11 protein-coding genes are annotated in these 16,166 nt (G+C 62.6%); 6 read left to right on the forward strand and 5 right to left on the reverse strand.

The window, feature by feature from the left end; genetic code table 11:
- Positions 1–89 precede the first annotated feature (89 nt).
- From EOE18_RS12865 to EOE18_RS12875, 3 genes are all read left to right on the forward strand, one after another.
- Positions 90–2,327 (forward strand): TonB-dependent receptor, encoded by a 2,238-nt coding sequence (locus EOE18_RS12865; RefSeq protein WP_246027434.1) that lies wholly within the window; start codon positions 90–92, stop codon positions 2,325–2,327.
- A gap of 141 nt (positions 2,328–2,468) precedes the next feature.
- The gene (locus EOE18_RS12870) at positions 2,469–4,688 is read left to right on the forward strand and encodes a beta-glucosidase family protein (RefSeq protein WP_425464295.1); all 2,220 of its coding nucleotides are present in this window, start codon (positions 2,469–2,471) and stop codon (positions 4,686–4,688) included.
- Between the two features lie 5 nt (positions 4,689–4,693).
- Positions 4,694–6,265: an alpha-N-arabinofuranosidase gene (locus EOE18_RS12875; protein ID WP_127710158.1), complete on the forward strand. Its 1,572-nt coding sequence runs from the start codon at positions 4,694–4,696 to the stop codon at positions 6,263–6,265.
- A 59-nt stretch (positions 6,266–6,324) separates the two neighbouring features.
- On the opposite strand, the gene EOE18_RS12880 is transcribed toward EOE18_RS12875, so the two are convergent.
- Complete coding sequence (locus tag EOE18_RS12880; RefSeq protein WP_127710160.1) at positions 6,325–6,708, reverse strand: copper resistance CopC family protein; 384 nt, start codon at positions 6,706–6,708, stop codon at positions 6,325–6,327.
- 153 nt (positions 6,709–6,861) lie between these two features.
- Here EOE18_RS12880 and EOE18_RS12885 point away from each other — a divergent pair, with 153 nt between their 5' ends.
- Together EOE18_RS12885 and EOE18_RS12890 are read left to right on the forward strand one after the other, a co-directional pair.
- Positions 6,862–8,529, forward strand: a complete 1,668-nt coding sequence (locus tag EOE18_RS12885; RefSeq protein WP_246027435.1) for a copper resistance system multicopper oxidase — start codon at positions 6,862–6,864, stop codon at positions 8,527–8,529.
- The gene (locus tag EOE18_RS12890) at positions 8,526–9,353 is read left to right on the forward strand and encodes a copper resistance protein B (protein ID WP_127710162.1); all 828 of its coding nucleotides are present in this window, start codon (positions 8,526–8,528) and stop codon (positions 9,351–9,353) included. Before EOE18_RS12885 ends, EOE18_RS12890 begins: the two co-directional genes overlap by 4 nt.
- Here EOE18_RS12890 and EOE18_RS12895 read toward each other — a convergent pair.
- Genes EOE18_RS12895 through EOE18_RS12910 form a run of 4 tightly spaced genes read right to left on the reverse strand, consistent with a single transcriptional unit; the run spans position 9,350 to position 13,791 of the window.
- Entirely contained in the window at positions 9,350–10,135 is a 786-nt protein-coding gene (locus EOE18_RS12895; protein ID WP_127710164.1) for a DeoR/GlpR family DNA-binding transcription regulator, read from the reverse strand. The two genes, EOE18_RS12890 and EOE18_RS12895, sit on opposite strands and share 4 nt — an antisense overlap.
- A 56-nt stretch (positions 10,136–10,191) precedes the next feature.
- Entirely contained in the window at positions 10,192–11,259 is a 1,068-nt protein-coding gene (gene rhaT / locus EOE18_RS12900) for an L-rhamnose/proton symporter RhaT (RefSeq protein ID WP_127710166.1), read from the reverse strand.
- 22 nt (positions 11,260–11,281) lie between these two features.
- Complete coding sequence (gene lldD, locus EOE18_RS12905; RefSeq protein WP_127710168.1) at positions 11,282–12,424, reverse strand: FMN-dependent L-lactate dehydrogenase LldD; 1,143 nt, start codon at positions 12,422–12,424, stop codon at positions 11,282–11,284.
- The gene (locus EOE18_RS12910) at positions 12,421–13,791 is read right to left on the reverse strand and encodes an FGGY-family carbohydrate kinase (RefSeq protein ID WP_127710170.1); all 1,371 of its coding nucleotides are present in this window, start codon (positions 13,789–13,791) and stop codon (positions 12,421–12,423) included. The genes lldD and EOE18_RS12910 overlap by 4 nt, the downstream gene beginning before the upstream one ends.
- A gap of 261 nt (positions 13,792–14,052) precedes the next feature.
- On the opposite strand from EOE18_RS12910, the gene EOE18_RS12915 reads away from it, so the two are divergent.
- Complete coding sequence (locus EOE18_RS12915) at positions 14,053–16,158, forward strand: bifunctional rhamnulose-1-phosphate aldolase/short-chain dehydrogenase (protein WP_127710172.1); 2,106 nt, start codon at positions 14,053–14,055, stop codon at positions 16,156–16,158.
- Positions 16,159–16,166 lie beyond the last annotated feature (8 nt).

Raw genomic sequence — 16,166 nt, forward strand, 5'->3', positions numbered from 1 at the left:
CGCTGCCAATAATTCACAACCGACGGGGCATGTGATCCGGCGGCTCTAGCCACGGACGTACAGCCAGATTCCTAGAGAGAGGAGTTACCGTGAAGTACACCCTGATGGGCAGCGCTGCTGTTGCCCTTGCCCTTTCCGCCACCACCGCCTTCGCACAAGAAGCCGCCCCCGCCCAGGCATCGACCGGCGACATCGTGGTGACCGCCACCCGCCAGTCGACCCTGCTGTCCAAGACGCCGATCGCCATGACCGCGATCAGCGCCGAAGGCCTGCGCAACTCGGGCGTGCAGGATGCCCGCTCGCTGGCCGCTGTAGTGCCCAACCTTGCCATCACCGAAAATGGCGATGCTGTCCGCATCTCGATCCGCGGCGTGACCAGCACCGACGGCACCGAAAAGGGCGACCCCTCGGCGGCCTTCCTGATGGACGGCATCTACATCGCCCGCCCCGCCGACCAGCAGGGCAGCTTCTATGACGTGGAACGCGTCGAAGTGCTGCGCGGTCCTCAGGGCACGCTCTATGGCCGCAACACCACTGCCGGTCTGGTCAACATCATCACCGCCCGCCCCAAGGACAAGTTCGAAGCACAGGTTGACGGCAAGTTCGGCAACTATAACGCTGCCAACCTGACCGGCATGATCAACTATGGTCTGGGCAATGGTCTGGGCATCCGTCTGGCCGCCAACTGGGACACGATGGAATCGACCATCAACCAGCGCGCCGGTGCCAAATATGCTCTGGGCGCCTATCGCAACGTGCTGTCCACCCGCCTGTCTTTCGGCGGCGATCTGGGCAAGCTGAAGTTCGTGATCCGTGGTGACTATGCCCAGCAGAAGGGCAGCCTGCTCAACCAGGTGTCGCTGTCGAACTTCTACAGCGCCGCCACCATCAACACCATCGGCGTTGATCCCACCTTCCTGAACCGTTCGGCTGCTGCCTATGCTGACCTTGGCTACAATCTGGCCAACCCCAGCGCCAAGGACAACAAGAACTATGGCATCATGGGTGAAGCCAGCTATCCGCTGACCGACACGATCGATGTCACCTATGTCGGTTCGTACCGCAAGACCGACCGCAGCGACGTTCGCGAATTGCTGCTGTTCGGTTCGATGCAGAACCCTGCCGTGTTCACCGGCAACTTCAAGCAGATCTCGCAGGAACTGCGCCTGTCCTTCGGCCGCGGCAAGCCGCTGCACGGTCAGGTCGGTGGCTATTACTTCAACGAGAAGTCGAGCCTCGAATATAACCTGGGCAACCCGCTGGCTTCGCTGATCTCGGCCAATGCCATCGGCTATTCCTTCCCGCAGGGTCCGGTGAAGGCTACTTCGAAGGCTGCCTTCGCGCAGGTCACCTATGACGTGACCCCCGAACTGCACCTGACCGGAGGCATCCGCTTCACCCATGACGACAAGAGCCGCAACGGCAAGACGGTGCTGTATTTCCCCACCGCTGCCAGCGCCTATTGCGGTTCGACCACCTGCGTCATGAACCTGAACGTGGCGGCCCGTTCGTTTGAAAAGACGACCTGGAAGCTGGGTCTGGACTATGACGTGCCCGGTCTGGGTCTGGCCTATGCCAGCGTTTCGACCGGCTACAAGGCTGGCGGCTTCAACGACGGCTGCATCACCGGTCAGGGCACCGGCTGCGGTCTGAACGCTTCGCAGCTTTACTATAACCCCGAAACGCTGACGGCCTATGAAGGCGGCATCAAGTTCAAGCTGCTGGGTGGCAAGGTGAAGTTTAACGCTTCGGTCTTCCACTATGACTATAGCAACATGCAGCTGAGCCAGGCTCTGACGGTGAACAACGCGCCCCAGACCCTGATCCAGAACGCCGGTACCGCCAAGGTTGACGGTATCGAAACCGATGCCAGCCTGTCGCCCTGGAAGAACGCCCAGCTGAGCGGCGGTGTGAACTACACCAACGCCCGCTACTCCAAGTTCTTCCCCTCGCTCTCGACCGGTCAGAGCCGCAACTTCGCCGGCATGCCGCTCGATCAGGCTCCCAAGTGGACCGGCACTGTGTCGCTGACGCAGAACGTTCCGCTGGCTTCGGGTGCGCATATCGAAGCGAACGTGATGTCGAAGATCTCGAGCGCTTACTACATGCAGGATCTGTCCTACCTGATCCTGTTCCGTCAGCCCGGCTACACCAAGACCGACTTCACCCTCAGCTACAAGGCCGAGGAAAACCGTTGGTACGTGCAGGGCTTTGTGAAGAACATCGAAAACGCGATCACGGTGGCTTCGGCTGCTTCGGGTATCGCCGCCACGGTGACCTTCCAGGAACCGCGCACCTATGGCGTTCGCACCGGCATCAAGTTCTGATCCGGAGCGCGTTAGCGTGATCTGAAAAGGGGGCAGGCACGGGTCTTTCGGGAACCGCGCCTGCCCTTTTTTGTGAAACCCCCTCTCACTTTTCCCTCCCTCTCCCTTTCCCCCCAACACATCACAGAAATGAGGATATCCATGGGCAAGATGGTTTTGTGGTCCGGCGCCGCGCTGGGCGCGATGGTTTTGGCGGCAAGCACCGCGCAGGCACAGGAAGCTCCCACCGCCGCCACAATCAAGGCGGCTGACGCGCGTGCGGCGGCCACGGTCAAGGCGATGAAGCCGGAAGAAAAGACCATCCTGACCCATGGCATCATGCCGATGGATCTGGGCATGGGCAATGTGGTGATCCCCAAGGATGCCGTGCCGGGCGCTGGCTATATTGCCGGTATTGACCGTCTGGGCGTGCCTGCGCTGAAGGAAACCGATGCCTCGCTGGGCGTGTCCTATGTGATGGGCCTGCGCAAGGATGGCGCCACGGCTCTGCCTTCGGGCGTGTTGCAGGCGGCAACCTGGAACCCTGAAATCCTCTATAATGGCGGCGCCATGATCGGCGGCGAGGCCCGCGCCAAGGGCTTTAATGTCCTGCTGGCGGGCGGCGTCAACCTGATGCGCGATCCGCGCAATGGTCGCACCTTTGAATATCTGTCCGAAGACCCCCTGCTGTCGGGCATGCTGGTGGGCGCGGCGATCCGCGGTATCCAGTCGAACCACATCATTTCCACCATCAAGCATTTCGCGCTGAACGGTCAGGAAACCGGCCGCAAATATGTCGATATCAAAATCAGCGAGGCGGCCGCCAAGGAATCCGACCTGCTGGCGTTCAAGATCGGCATTGAACAGGGCCAGCCCTTGTCGGTGATGTGCGCCTATAACCGCGTGGGCGGCCAGAACGCCTGTTCCAACGATTTCCTGCTCAACAAGGTGCTGAAGAAGGACTGGGGCTGGAAGGGCTTTGTCATGTCCGACTGGGGCGCGGTGCCCGGCGTCGAAGCCGCCATCAACGGTCTGGACCAGCAGTCGGGTGCCGAACTGGACAAGGGGCTGTTCTTTGCCGACAAGCTGGCCGACAAGGCCAAGGCTGATCCCAAATGGGCCGCGCGTCTGGACAATATGAACCAGCGCGTGCTGACCGCGATCTATGCTGCGGGCATTGACAAATTCCCCGCCAAGGGCGGCGAGAAGATCGACTTTGCGGCCCATGCCAAGGTGGCCGAAGAGACCGCCAAGCAGGGCATCGTTCTGCTCAAGAATGAAGGCGGCGTGCTGCCTTTGATGAAGACTGCCAAGTCGATTGCCGTGATCGGCGGCTATGCCGATGGCGGCGTGCTGTCGGGCGGTGGCTCGTCGCAGGTGCAGGGTGAAGGCGGTGCAGTCTATTCGATCCCGCTGTCGGGCACGGGCGTCTGGGCTGGCCTCATCGGCCAGAACTATCACCGTTCCAGCCCGCTGAAGGCGATCACCGCTCAGGCTCCGCAGGCCAAGGTGACCTATCGCGATGGCCGCTACATCACCGATGCGGTGGAAAAGGCCAAGCAGGCCGAAGTAGCGGTGGTGTTTGTCACCCAATTTACCACCGAAGGTCTGGACGTGCCCGACCTGCACCTGCCGCAGGGTCAGGACGAGCTGATCGCCGCCGTCGCCGCTGCCAATCCCAACACGATCGTCGTGCTGGAAACCGGCGGTCCGGTGGTGATGCCTTGGCTGCCCAAGGTGAAGGCTGTGGTGGAAGCATGGTATCCGGGCGCGCGTGGTGGTGAAGCCATCGCTTCGGTGCTGTTTGGCGATACTAACCCTTCGGGCCGCCTGCCGATCACCTTCCCCGCCAGCACCGATCAGCTGCCCCGTCCCAAGCTGGATGGCAGCGACTGGGTTGAACCCAATTTTGCCGGTGATCCCACCTCGGGCAGCGATATCCTGCATGCCGACTATGACATTGAAGGTTCCGACGTTGGCTATCGCTGGTTCGCGCGTAAGGGGCAGAAGGCGCTGTTCCCCTTCGGCTATGGCCTGTCTTACACCAGCTTCCAGTCCAGCGGCCTGTCGGTCAAGGGTCTGACCGCCACCTTCACGGTCAAGAACACCGGCCAGCGTGACGGTGATGAAGTGGCCCAGCTTTACCTCACCACCCGCAATGGTGAAGTGAAGCAGCGTCTGGTCGGCTTTGCCCGCGTGTCGCTGAAGGCTGGCGAATCCAAGCCGGTCAGCCTGACCATCGACCCGCGCCTGCTGGCCGACTGGAAGAATGGCCTCTGGACCAGCCCTAAGGGCACCTATAGCTTTGCGCTGGGCAAGGATGCCGAAACGCTGGGCGAGAAGGTGAGCATCACCCTGCCCGCCAAGAGCTGGAAGGAATAAGGACCATGCGCGGACTCGTGTCTTTGATGGCGGTGGCTTTGGCCACTTTGACAACGCCTGCCGCCGCGCAGGAGGTGATCTCTGGCACGATCCGGGCTGACCAGCCCGGCCCCGTGCTGTCGCGTAATATCCAGGGCCAGTTTGCCGAGCATCTGGGCCGCGATATTTACGATGGCATCTGGGTCGGGCCGGACAGCACCATTCCCAACACCCGCGGCATCCGCAAGGATGTGGTGGATGCGTTGAAAGCGGTCAAAGTGCCCGTCGTGCGTTGGCCCGGCGGTTGCTTTGCCGACATTTACAATTGGCGCGACGGCATTGGCCCCGCCGCCAAGCGCCCTGTGCGCAAGAATGACTGGTGGGGCGGGATCGAAACCAACGCCTTTGGCACCCACGAATTTTTTGATTTTGCCGAGCAGATCGACACCGACACCTATGTGGCGATCAACATGGCCACCGCCACGCCTGCCTCGATGCGCGAATGGATGACCTATCTGACCTCCACCGGCGAGGATACGCTGGCGCAGGAACGCCGCGCCAATGGTCATGCAGAGCCGTTCAAGGTCGGCTTTGTCGGCATTGGCAACGAGGCATGGGGTTGCGGCGGCGCGCAGACGCCCGAATATTTCGCCAATGAATATCGCAAGTTCGCCACGTTCCATCACAAGAACGGGTCGACCTTCCATATGCATAATGACCTTTCGGCTCTTCGGGTCGCATCCGGGCCGAACAATGATGACACCAAATGGATGGAGGTTGTGCTTAAAGAAGCAGGCCCCCTGATGGATGCCATCTCGCTGCATTATTACACGGTATGGCATGGCGACTGGACCCAGCGCGACACCGCGATGGCCACCGGCTTCCCCGTCAGCCACTGGAACGAGATCCTGTATCAGGCATGGCGCATGGACGAGGTTCTGCGCGGCCATGAGGCGGTGATGGACAAGATCGACCCCAAGAAGCGCATCGGCCTGTTTGTCGATGAATGGGGCACCTGGTATCGCACCGAGCCGGGCACGGAACCGGGCCATCTCTATCAGCAGAACACTTTGCGCGATGCTTTGGTGGCGGCCGGAACGCTCAACATTTTCCACGCCCATGCCGACCGCGTGAAAATGGCCAATATCGCGCAAGCGGTGAATGTGTTGCAGGCCATGCTGCTGACGCAGGGCGACAAGCTGGCCAAGACGCCCACCTATTATGCCTTTGCCATGTATCTGCCGTTTCAGGACGCGACCTTCATCCCCGTCAGCGCGCCCGCGCCTATGTTGAAGGCCGAAAGCGGCAGCTTCCCCGCCTTCACGCTCAGCGCGGCCAAGGCCAAGGATGGCAAGACCTATGTTGCCGTGGCCAATGCCGACAAGGACAAGGGCTACAAGCTGGCGCTGGATCTGGGCGTGTTGAAGGCTAGCAAAGTCTCGGGCCAAGTGCTGACCTCGGCCAAGCTGGACGCGCATAATACGCCCGGCCAGAAGGAAGAGATCGCCCCCGCCCCCTATCGCGGCGGCAAGATCAGCGGCGGCAAGCTGCTGCTGGATGTGCCCGCCAAGGCGGTGGTGGTGGTCGGGCTGGAATAAGCGCCCGCTACCGTCACAAAAGGGGGGAGGCCGGTTCGCCCAGCCTCCCCTTTTTTGGTTCAGGGCTTCACGTCAAAGCTGACCTTGCCCGCCACATTCTGCCCATCGGCACCGGCCACATGCCATGGCACATCATAGCTGCCCACCGGCAACGCGCGGGGAAGGCTGGCCACCAGCGCCTTGCCATCGGGGGAAAGCTTGGTGGTGACCCCGCCCATCTTCATCGGCTGGTGATGGTCCATGCCGGGCATGGCGGTCATCAGCACGGAAACGCCCGAAGCTGCAGCGGTGATCGGCTCGCTGAAGTTCAGCGTGATCTGCGTCACCTTGCTGGCGGCGGCGCCTTGGGCGGGCTGGGCGCTGGTCAGCGCGGGGCGGGCCATGGAGGGTTGGGCCAGAGCTGCGGTGGCAGCGGCCAGCAGCATAAGCGGCAAACGTGGCATAATCTGTTGCATCTCCTGTGTTGTGTTGGGTGGTTCTGCCCGACAGGGGTCTATATTCGCCATAGGATATCTGTTCTTATGGCCTATCGTTCAGCAAGAACCAATCTGCTGCTTGCCACAGGCTGAACCATAGATTGCCGCAGGATAGAGCCGATGAAGCATGATATGCCGCCGATGATCGATCGCCGCAGCCTGTTGCGCGGGGCGGGGGGCGTCGCGCTGGCCGGAACTGCCATGCCTGCTTGGGCGAAAAGCGGGGGCCTGCCTGCACCGCAGCAGGAATTGTCGGGCGAGAAGATCACCCTGATTGTGGCGGAGCGCGAGGTGCCGATCGATGGCCGCATGACCCGCGCGGTGACGATCAATGGCAGCGTCCCCGCCCCCTTGCTGCGCCTGCGCGAAGGGCAGGATCTGCAATTGACGGTGGTGAACCAGTTGAGCGAGCCGACTTCGATCCATTGGCACGGGCTGTTGCTGCCTTTTTACATGGATGGCGTGCCCGGCGTATCCTTCCCCGGCATACCGGCGGGGGGCAGCTTCACCTATCATTTCCCCATCCGCCAGAGCGGCACCTATTGGTATCACAGCCATTCGGGCCTGCAGGAATTGCTGGGTGCCTATGGGCCGATTGTGATTGAGCCTGCCGCGCCTGCCGCCGAGCCGATGCGCGAACATGTGATCATGCTGTCCGACCACAGCTTCACCCACCCCAAACGCATCCTCAACAATTTGAAGGCGGACCCCGGCTATTACAACCGCCAGCCCCAGACCACGCTGGACCTGATCAAGGGGCGCGGCCAGTCCTTGCGCGAGCGGATCGAATGGGGCGCCATGCGGATGGACCCAGCCGACATTGCCGATGTCACCGGCGCGGTGCTGCATTATCTGGTCAATGGCCATAGTGCGGCGCAAAACTGGACCGGCCTGTTTGCTGCTGGAGAAGCGGTGAAGCTGCGTTTCATCAATGGCGCGGGGATGAGCTTTTTCAACATCCGCATCCCCGATCTGCCGATGACGATCCATGCCGCCGATGGCGAGCCGGTGCAGCCTCTGGAGGTGGATGAATTCCAGATCGCGCCGGGGGAAACCTATGATGTGGTGTTGCGGCCCGAAAACCGCGCCTACACCATCGTAGCCGAGAGCATGGACCGTTCTGGCATGGCCCGCGCCACTTTGGCCCCTGCCATGGGCATAAGCGCGCCCGTACCGCCGCTGCGCCCGCGCCCGCTGCTGACCATGAAGGATATGGGCATGGATCATGGGGCAGGCGGCATGAAGGGCATGAAGATGCGCGATGGCTCCATCGCTCCGCAGGTCAAGCTGGGGCCGGGGGTGGATATGATTTCGGCCATGCCAATGGACCGCAGCGGCGATCCGGGGATCGGCCTGTCGGGGCTCGATCATCGGGTTTTGACCTATCGCGATCTGGTGGCCTTGGCGCCCAACCCCGATCCGCGTGCGCCCGAGCGGGAGTTGGAGGTGCATCTGACCGGATCGATGGAGCGCTATATGTGGTCCATGGATGGCAAGGTGATGAGTGAGGCGCATGAAGGCATCCCCATGCGCAGGGGCGAACGGCTGCGCATGACCATGATCAACGATACGATGATGGCCCATCCGATCCATCTGCATGGCCATTATTTCGAACTGGTCACCGGCCATGGCGACCGCTCTCCGCGCAAACACACCGCCGTAGTGCAACCGGGGGGCCGGCTGAGTTTTGACCTGACCGCGCAGGATGGGGATTGGGCATTCCACTGCCATTTGTTCCTGCATATGGCGATGGGCATGATGCGGGTGGTGAAGGTACGTGCGGCATGAGGGCTTGGGTGATTCTGGCCGCGCTATGGGCGCAGCCTGTGCTGGCGCAAACGCCGCCCGCGCAACCGGTTGGCACCGATCAGGAAGCGGGCAGCGCGCCTGCGCCCGAACCCGTGCATGACCGGGCGGCGGATCGTTTTTACCCCGCCGCGCAGATGGCGGCTGCCGAACATTGGATGATGCAGGGCGAAGTGCCCTCGCGCTTTCAGGCCTATCGGCTCGATCTGGCTGAAGCGCGGATCGGGAAAGGCGCGGATGGCTATCATCTGGAGGGCGAGGCATGGACCGGCAATCTCCACCGCCTTGTCCTGCGCGTGCGGGCGGAAGGCGATTGGGGGCAAAGGTTGGAGCAGGGCGAGATACAGGCCGCCTATGCCTATGCTTTGGGCCCATGGTGGAGCTTGCAGGCGGGTGTGCGGCGCGATGTGGGCGTAGAGGCGCAGCGCAGCCATGCGATGATCGGGCTGGAGGGCCTATCCCCCTATCGTTTCGACATTCTGGCTTTGGGCTTTGTGTCGGACAAGGGCGTGGTTTCGGCGCGGGTGGAGGCCAGCATCGACGAGCGCCTGACCCGCCGCATCGTGTTGCAGCCCCGCGCCGAACTGGTGGCCTTGGCGCAGGATGACAGACAGGCAAGGTTGGGAGCGGGGCTTTCCAGCATCGAGGCCGGCCTGCGCATCCGTTATGAAATCACCCGCAAGTTCGCGCCCTATGCGGGAGTAAACTGGGGCTGGAGCTTTGGCGGCACGGCCGATTATGCGCGCATGGATGGCAAGCCGGCGGCGCAGCGCAGCTTCGTGCTGGGGGTCAGAAGCTGGTATTAGGCAACGATGAGTTCCACGCCCGCCGCGCGCACCATGGCGGCCATGTCCGGCGTGATCCCGGCATCGGTAATCAACACATCAACCTCGTCCAGCCCGCAGACAATCGCGCCGGAGGAGGAGACGAATTTGCTGGAATCGACCAGCAGGATCACCTGTTCGGCGCGGTCCATCAGGCGGCGCTCAGCGGCGACAAGAATGATGTCATGCTGCATCACGCCCTGCGGCCCCACCGCTGCCCCGCCCATGAACAATTTGGGCGCGTGGAAACGCGGCATGGAATCCTCGCCTGCCGGGGCCAGAATGATATTCTGTTCGCGGAAAACCGAGCCCGAAGGGATCAGGATACGCGTGCCCTTTTGCGGTAGCAACGCGTTGACGATATGCAGCGAATTGGTCAGCACCTGCAAATCGCGCCCGTCCAGATGGGGGCACATTTGCAAAGTGGTGGTGCCGCCGTCGATCATCACGCCTTCGCCCGGATCGCATAAAGCGGCGGCGGCGCGGCCAATCGTCTGTTTGGCGGCAAGATTTTGCGTGATCGACTGGTCAAACGGCGTGCCCAGCAATTGCACGCCGGTGGCGGGCGCGTCGGGCGCGGTGGCATCGGGCAATTTCGCCCCACCATGCACACGTTGCAGCAGACCTTCAGCCTCCAGCCGCGTCAGGTCGCGGCGGATGGTGGCGGGGGATGCCTCAAGCTTGGCCTCCAGCTCGCGATAGGAGATGAAGCCGGACGGAGCCAGCGCTTCGAGTATCAGCCTTTCGCGTTCGGTAGCATGCATGAATTGTGATTATCCCCCTGTGATCCGCCTAATACGCCCGCGCCTGCGGGGCAAGATTATCCCGCCGCCAACATATTGCCGCCGCCGATGATGACCGTGGCCCCCACCAGCAGGCCGATGCCGCTCCACACCAGAGTACGCGTGCGGATGGATGCGCCCAGCCATTCCTTCAGCGCAAAGCCCCAAAGCGTGGAGAACAGGATGATGCTGGCCATATGCAGCGTCCAGCTGGAAAAGCCATATTGGCCCATCTGGCTTTCGCCCATGGTGTAGAAAAAGAACTGGCCATACCACAAGGTGCCGCCCAAAGCGGCCAGCAGCCAGTTGGACAGCAGGGGCACGGGCGCGGGATTGCCAGCTTCCGCAGAGGCGCCGAAGAATTGGCCAAGGCTGCGGTTTTTGGCGATCAGATAGGCGCACCACAGGGCATTGGTGGTCAAGCCGCCCAGCAGCACGATGCACAGCACCGGCAGGCCTTGGGATAGCGGATCGGTGCCCGCGGCAAGGGTGAGATCGCGGATCGGTTGCCCGGCATCCAGACCCCATGCGAAACAGCCCGAAAGGCAGCCCGAGAATGTGGCGATCAACAGGCCCTTTTTGAGGTCAAACTCCGAAACGCCTTGCTCGCTGTTGTCACCCAGTTCCGCCGACTTGGCCTGCCCCGCTTTGGCCACCACCACAATGCCCACCAGCGTCACCGCAATGCCCGCCAGCGTCAGTTGCCCGCTGGTGGTGCTGGCGATCTGGCCGATCGTGCCGTGGAAAATGGGCGGGCCCATCGTGCCGATCACGGTGGTTAGCCCCAGCGCCACCGCCATGCCCAAGGACAGGCCCAGATAGCGCATGGTCAGCCCAAAGGTCAGCCCGCCAAAGCCCCACATCGCGCCCCAGAACCAGCACCATGCCAGCGTTTCGCGCGGGGTCGCCGCCAGCACGCCCAGCAGGTCCTTGGTTTGCAGGGCAGCAAACAGCCATGGCGCGATCAGCCAGCTGAACAGCCCGCCCGCCAGCCAGAACACTTCCCAAGACCACAGGCGGATCTTTTTATAGGGCACATAGAAACTGGCCGAGGAAAAACCCCCGATCCAGTGGAACACCACGCCTAGCGCCGGATTGGGCACCATGATCTTTCTCTCCCGTTTTGTCTTATTCGGCCAGAATGCTGCGGTTGATCTGGTCAATCGCCGTGCAGCCGGTCAGGGCCATGGCCACGCGCATTTCCGCCTCGATTAATTTCAGCATCTTGGCCACGCCCGCTTCGCCCGCCGCGCCCAGCGCATAGGACCATGCGCGGCCCAGCAGCACGCCCTTGGCGCCCAGCGCCAGCAAGCGCACCACATCCAGACCAGAGCGCACCCCGCCGTCGGCCAATACTGTGAGGCCATCTCCCACGGCATCGGCAATCGGCGGCAGGGCGCGGGCGGAGGACAGCACGCCATCTAGCTGCCTCCCGCCATGGTTGGAGACCACCAGACCATCCGCGCCGATCTTCACCGCTTCCTTCGCGTCTTCGGGGTCCAGAATGCCCTTGATGATCAAGGGGCCTTTCCAGATGGAGCGGATGAAATCGAGATCGCGCCAGTTGATGGAGGGGTCGAAATTGTTGCGCATCCAGGCAAAGAAATCCTCGATGCCGGTGTTGCCTTTCAGCACAGGGGCCACATTGCCCAGATGGTGGGGGCGGCCCATCACGCCCACGTCCCACGCCCATTCGGGGCGCATGACGGCTTGGGCCGTGCGCCATGCCGCGCCTTTCAGCCCGCCAGTGCCGGCAAGGCCGGTGTGATAATCGCGGTAACGGCTGCCGGGCACGGGCATGTCCACGGTAAAGACCAAAGCGCTGCATTGCGCTTCCACCGCTTGGGCCAGCAAATCCTTCATGAATTCGCGGTCGCGGATCATGTAAAGCTGGAACCAGAAGGGCTTGGTCGATGCGGCGGCCACTTCGGGCAGCGGGCAGGCCGATACGGTGGAAAGCGTGAAAGGCACGCCCGCCGCATTGGCCGCGCGCACGGCCTGACATTCGCCGCGCCGCGCGTTCAGCCCCGCCAGACCCACCGGCGCCAGCGCGACCGGCAGGGCCTGTTTCATGCCGAAAAGCGTGGTCGATAGGTCGATGGCCGACACATCGCGCAGCACCCGCTGGCGCAGGGCGATATTGGCCAGATCCTCGCTATTCTTGCGCAAGGTCACTTCGCCATAGCTGCCCCCGTCCATATATTCGAACAGGAAACGCGGCAGGCGGCGGCGGGCGGCTTCGCGGAAATCGGCAATCGAGGCGGTGATCATGCGGTGTGGTCCTCGGGGCCGTCCAGCAGGGACAGCCAGCGGTTGCGATACGTGTCGAGATCGGCGTCCAGCGGCTCGATCCGGCGCAATTCGCCTTCGGGCACCAGCGCGGGATCGATCAGGCGCAGCGCGCCAAAGGACACGTCATTATGGGCATTGGCAACGAAAACCTGCAAATCGGGGCGCAGGCTGGCCAAAGCGCGGACGAAGACCTCGGCCTCGGCAAAGCGGCCTTCGACCAGCAGGCGGTCCTGCGTGCCGATCAGGCCCAGCGCGGCATCGGTGACCAGCGCGGCATAGAGGCAGGCGGCGGCGCGGCGTTCGTACCAATCCTCCGGCGCGTTGACCCAGCGGCCCTCGCCAGCGGGGAAAGGCCCGCAGCCCGGCGCCAGAGTGGGCAGATGCATCGCGCCTTTCGCCAAAACGGCGGGCACGGCGGCCAGCAGCATGGGCTGGTCGGGCTTGATATCTACGCGGCGGGTGTCGATTTCGATCAGGGCCTCGATCTCGCGCCCGCCCATGAAGCGGGCCGAGGGCACCGGTTGGCCATAGGCGTCGATGTTGACCAGGCAATCGCGCGATTCGGGCAGATCAGCGGTGGAGACCGGCGAGGCGGGCAGACGCATGCCGATGAACCATGTGCCGGTGGATAGCACCGTGGCCTCGTGCCGCGCGATTTGCGCAAAGCCGCGGGCGGCCATCAGCGCGGCATTGGAATCATGCAGACCCGCCAGCACCTTGATATCCGCCGACAGGCCGGTTTCCGCCGCCAGTTCGGGGCGCAAAGTGCCGATCACATCGCTCGCCTTGGCCAAAGGCGCAAAGGCCTTGTCCCAGCCTTGCCCCTTGGCCAGACCCGACCAATCGCTGCTTTGCGGTGCCCAGAGGTCGGAATGGCAGCCAAGGCTGGTCACCTCACTGCGGGCCGCGCCCGACAGCCACCAGCCCCAATATTGCGCCCAAGGCACCAAAGTGGCGCCCTGCATGGCCTCTGAATAAAGCTGCTGCGCCCAATAGACATGCGCGCCGAAATTGAGGCCCAGCGGCAGGGCGGGCGAGCCCGTTTCGGCAAAGGGAGAACGCAGTGCGCGATAGGCGGCCATCACATCGGCGGGCGGTTCGGCCTCGTAATCGAGCGGGGCGAAGGCCAGCGTGTCATCCTGCAGCGCCGCAAAGCCTGCACCATGCCCCACCGGCACGATATATTCCACGCCCTTGCCCGCATGGCTGGCCAGCACTGTCTTGATCCAGCCTGCCATGCCCGATGCGTCCAGACGGGCAATGCCCTCTTCCTCGCATTTTTCATTGGGGCGCACCTGCCGGTCGAGCAATTGGCCATCGCGGCTCCACAAGGTGACCTTGGACATGGTTTTGCCAATGTCGATCACAATCGCGATTGGAGAGGGTGCGGTCGGGGCGTTGGGCGTGGACAGAAGGCTCTCCCTGAAATCTATCCCTCCGGCTGTTTTGCAACCGCGAAGGCCATGCTGCTTGTGCGAAATTGATTGGTTTGGCGCCAATCCATGATTGAATGTGATTATCTTCTATCGTTTTCGATTGCCAATGGGAAGGGCCTTTGTTAGAGGGACGGCAAATAACATGCCTAGAGCAGTCTAACGGGAGTTCCCATGACCGACGTAAACTCGCCTGCCGCCCTTCCTTTTGCCGTGCCCACCAGCCGCTGGGATGATGCCTATGCGGCGAGCCTCAGCCCCGAAGAATTGCTGCTCTATCGCTCGAATCTGCTGGGCAGCGACCTTACCGTCACCAACTTTGGCGGTGGCAACACCTCCGCCAAGCTGACGGCCACCGATCCTCTCACCGGTGAAACTGTCGATGTGCTGTGGGTCAAGGGTTCGGGCGGCGACATCGGCTCGATGAAGCTCGATGGCTTTGCGACCCTGTATCAGGACAAGCTGCTGGGTCTGGAAGTCCATTACAATGGCCCCGAAGACGACGACAAGATGGTCGGCTATCTGCCCCATTGCACGTTCAACCTGAACAGCCGCGCCGCATCGATCGATACGCCGCTGCATTCGCTGCTGCCCTTTGCCCATGTCGACCATGTGCACCCCGATGCGATCATCGCGCTGGCGGCTTCGTCGGGCGGTGAAGAAGCGACCAAGGAAATCTGGGGTGGCAAGATTGGCTGGCTGGGTTGGAAGCGCCCCGGCTATACGCTGGGCCGTATGCTGCGCGATTACCAGCGCGCCAACCCCGGCGTGCAGGGCGTGATGATGGCCAGCCATGGCATCATCTGCTGGGCCGACAGCGCCAAGGAATGCTATGAGCACACTGTCAGCCTGATTGCCGACGCTGCTAAATATCTGAACGCCAAGATGGAAGGCAAGCCTGCCTTTGGTGGTCAGGTGGTGGCCCCCAATCCCGACCGCGCCGCGATTGCTGCTGATCTGATGCCCCGCCTGCGCGGCTTCATGACCGGATCGCGCCGCAAGCTGGGCCATTATTCGGACGATGCCGAGGCGCTGGAATTCGTCGGTTCGGCCAAGTTTGAAGAACTGGCCGCGCTGGGCACCTCCTGCCCCGACCACTTCCTGCGCACCAAGATCGCGCCTTTGACGCTCGATCCTGCCCGTTTGCAGGATGACGCCTATCTGGCCGAAAAGATCGCCGATTACCGCGAATTTTACGCCGCCTATTACGAGCGCTGCAAGCGCGCCAACAGCCCCGCCATGCGCGACCCTAACCCCGTTGTGGTGCTGGTGCCCGGCGTTGGCCGCATCACCTTTGCCACCGACAAGACCACCGCGCGTCTGGCCGGTGAATTCTATGGTAATGCCATCAATGTGATGCGCGGCGCCGAAGCGATTGGCGACTATATCGCTCTGGACGAGCAGGAAGCCTTCGACATCGAATATTGGCTGCTTGAGGAAGCCAAGCTTCAGCGCATGCCCGCCCCCAAGCCGCAGGTCGGCCGCGTGGCTTTCGTCACCGGTGGCGCTGGTGGCATTGGCGCGGCCACGGCTGCCCGCTTCCTGAAGGAAGGCGCCTGTGTGGTGCTGGCCGACCGTGACGCCAATGCCGCCGAAGAAGTGCGCGCCGGTTTCGCCAAGCAGTTTGGCAAGGATGTCGTCCGCGCCGTGGCTTGCGATGTGACCGACGAGGCGCAGGTCAAGGCGGCGTTTGATTATACCGCCCGCGAATTTGGCGGTCTGGACGTGGTCGTCGCCAATGCCGGCATCGCCTCCTCGGCCCCGATTGACCAGACCACGGTCGAGCTGTGGGACCGCAATTTCGACGTGCTGGCTCAGGGCTATTTCCTCACCGCCAAGCATGCCTGGGGCCTGCTGAAGCGCAACAAGGATCTGGGCGGAACTTCGGTGGTGTTCATCGGTTCCAAGAATGCCGTGGCCGCCGCTGCCGGTGCCTCGGCCTATGCCTCGGCCAAGGCGGCTGCCAACCATCTGGGCCGCTGTCTGGCGCTGGAAGGCGCGCCCGAAGGCATCCGCGTCAACATCGTCAACCCCGACGCGGTCATCAAGGGCAGCAAGATCTGGGACGGCGACTGGCGCAAGGAACGCGCCGCATCGAACAAGATCGACGCGGGCGAGGAACTGGAAGCCCATTACCGCAACCGTTCGATGCTGAAGCGCGATGTGCTGCCTGAAGACATTGCCGAAGCGGCCTACTTCCTTGGCAGCGAAGCCTCGGCCAAGTCGACCGGTAACATGATCAATGTGGATGCAGGCAACGTTCAGGCCTTCACCCGCTAATAAGGCGG

This window comes from Novosphingobium umbonatum (assembly GCF_004005905.1).
In the GTDB taxonomy this organism is placed as follows: Bacteria; Pseudomonadota; Alphaproteobacteria; order Sphingomonadales; family Sphingomonadaceae; genus Novosphingobium; species Novosphingobium umbonatum.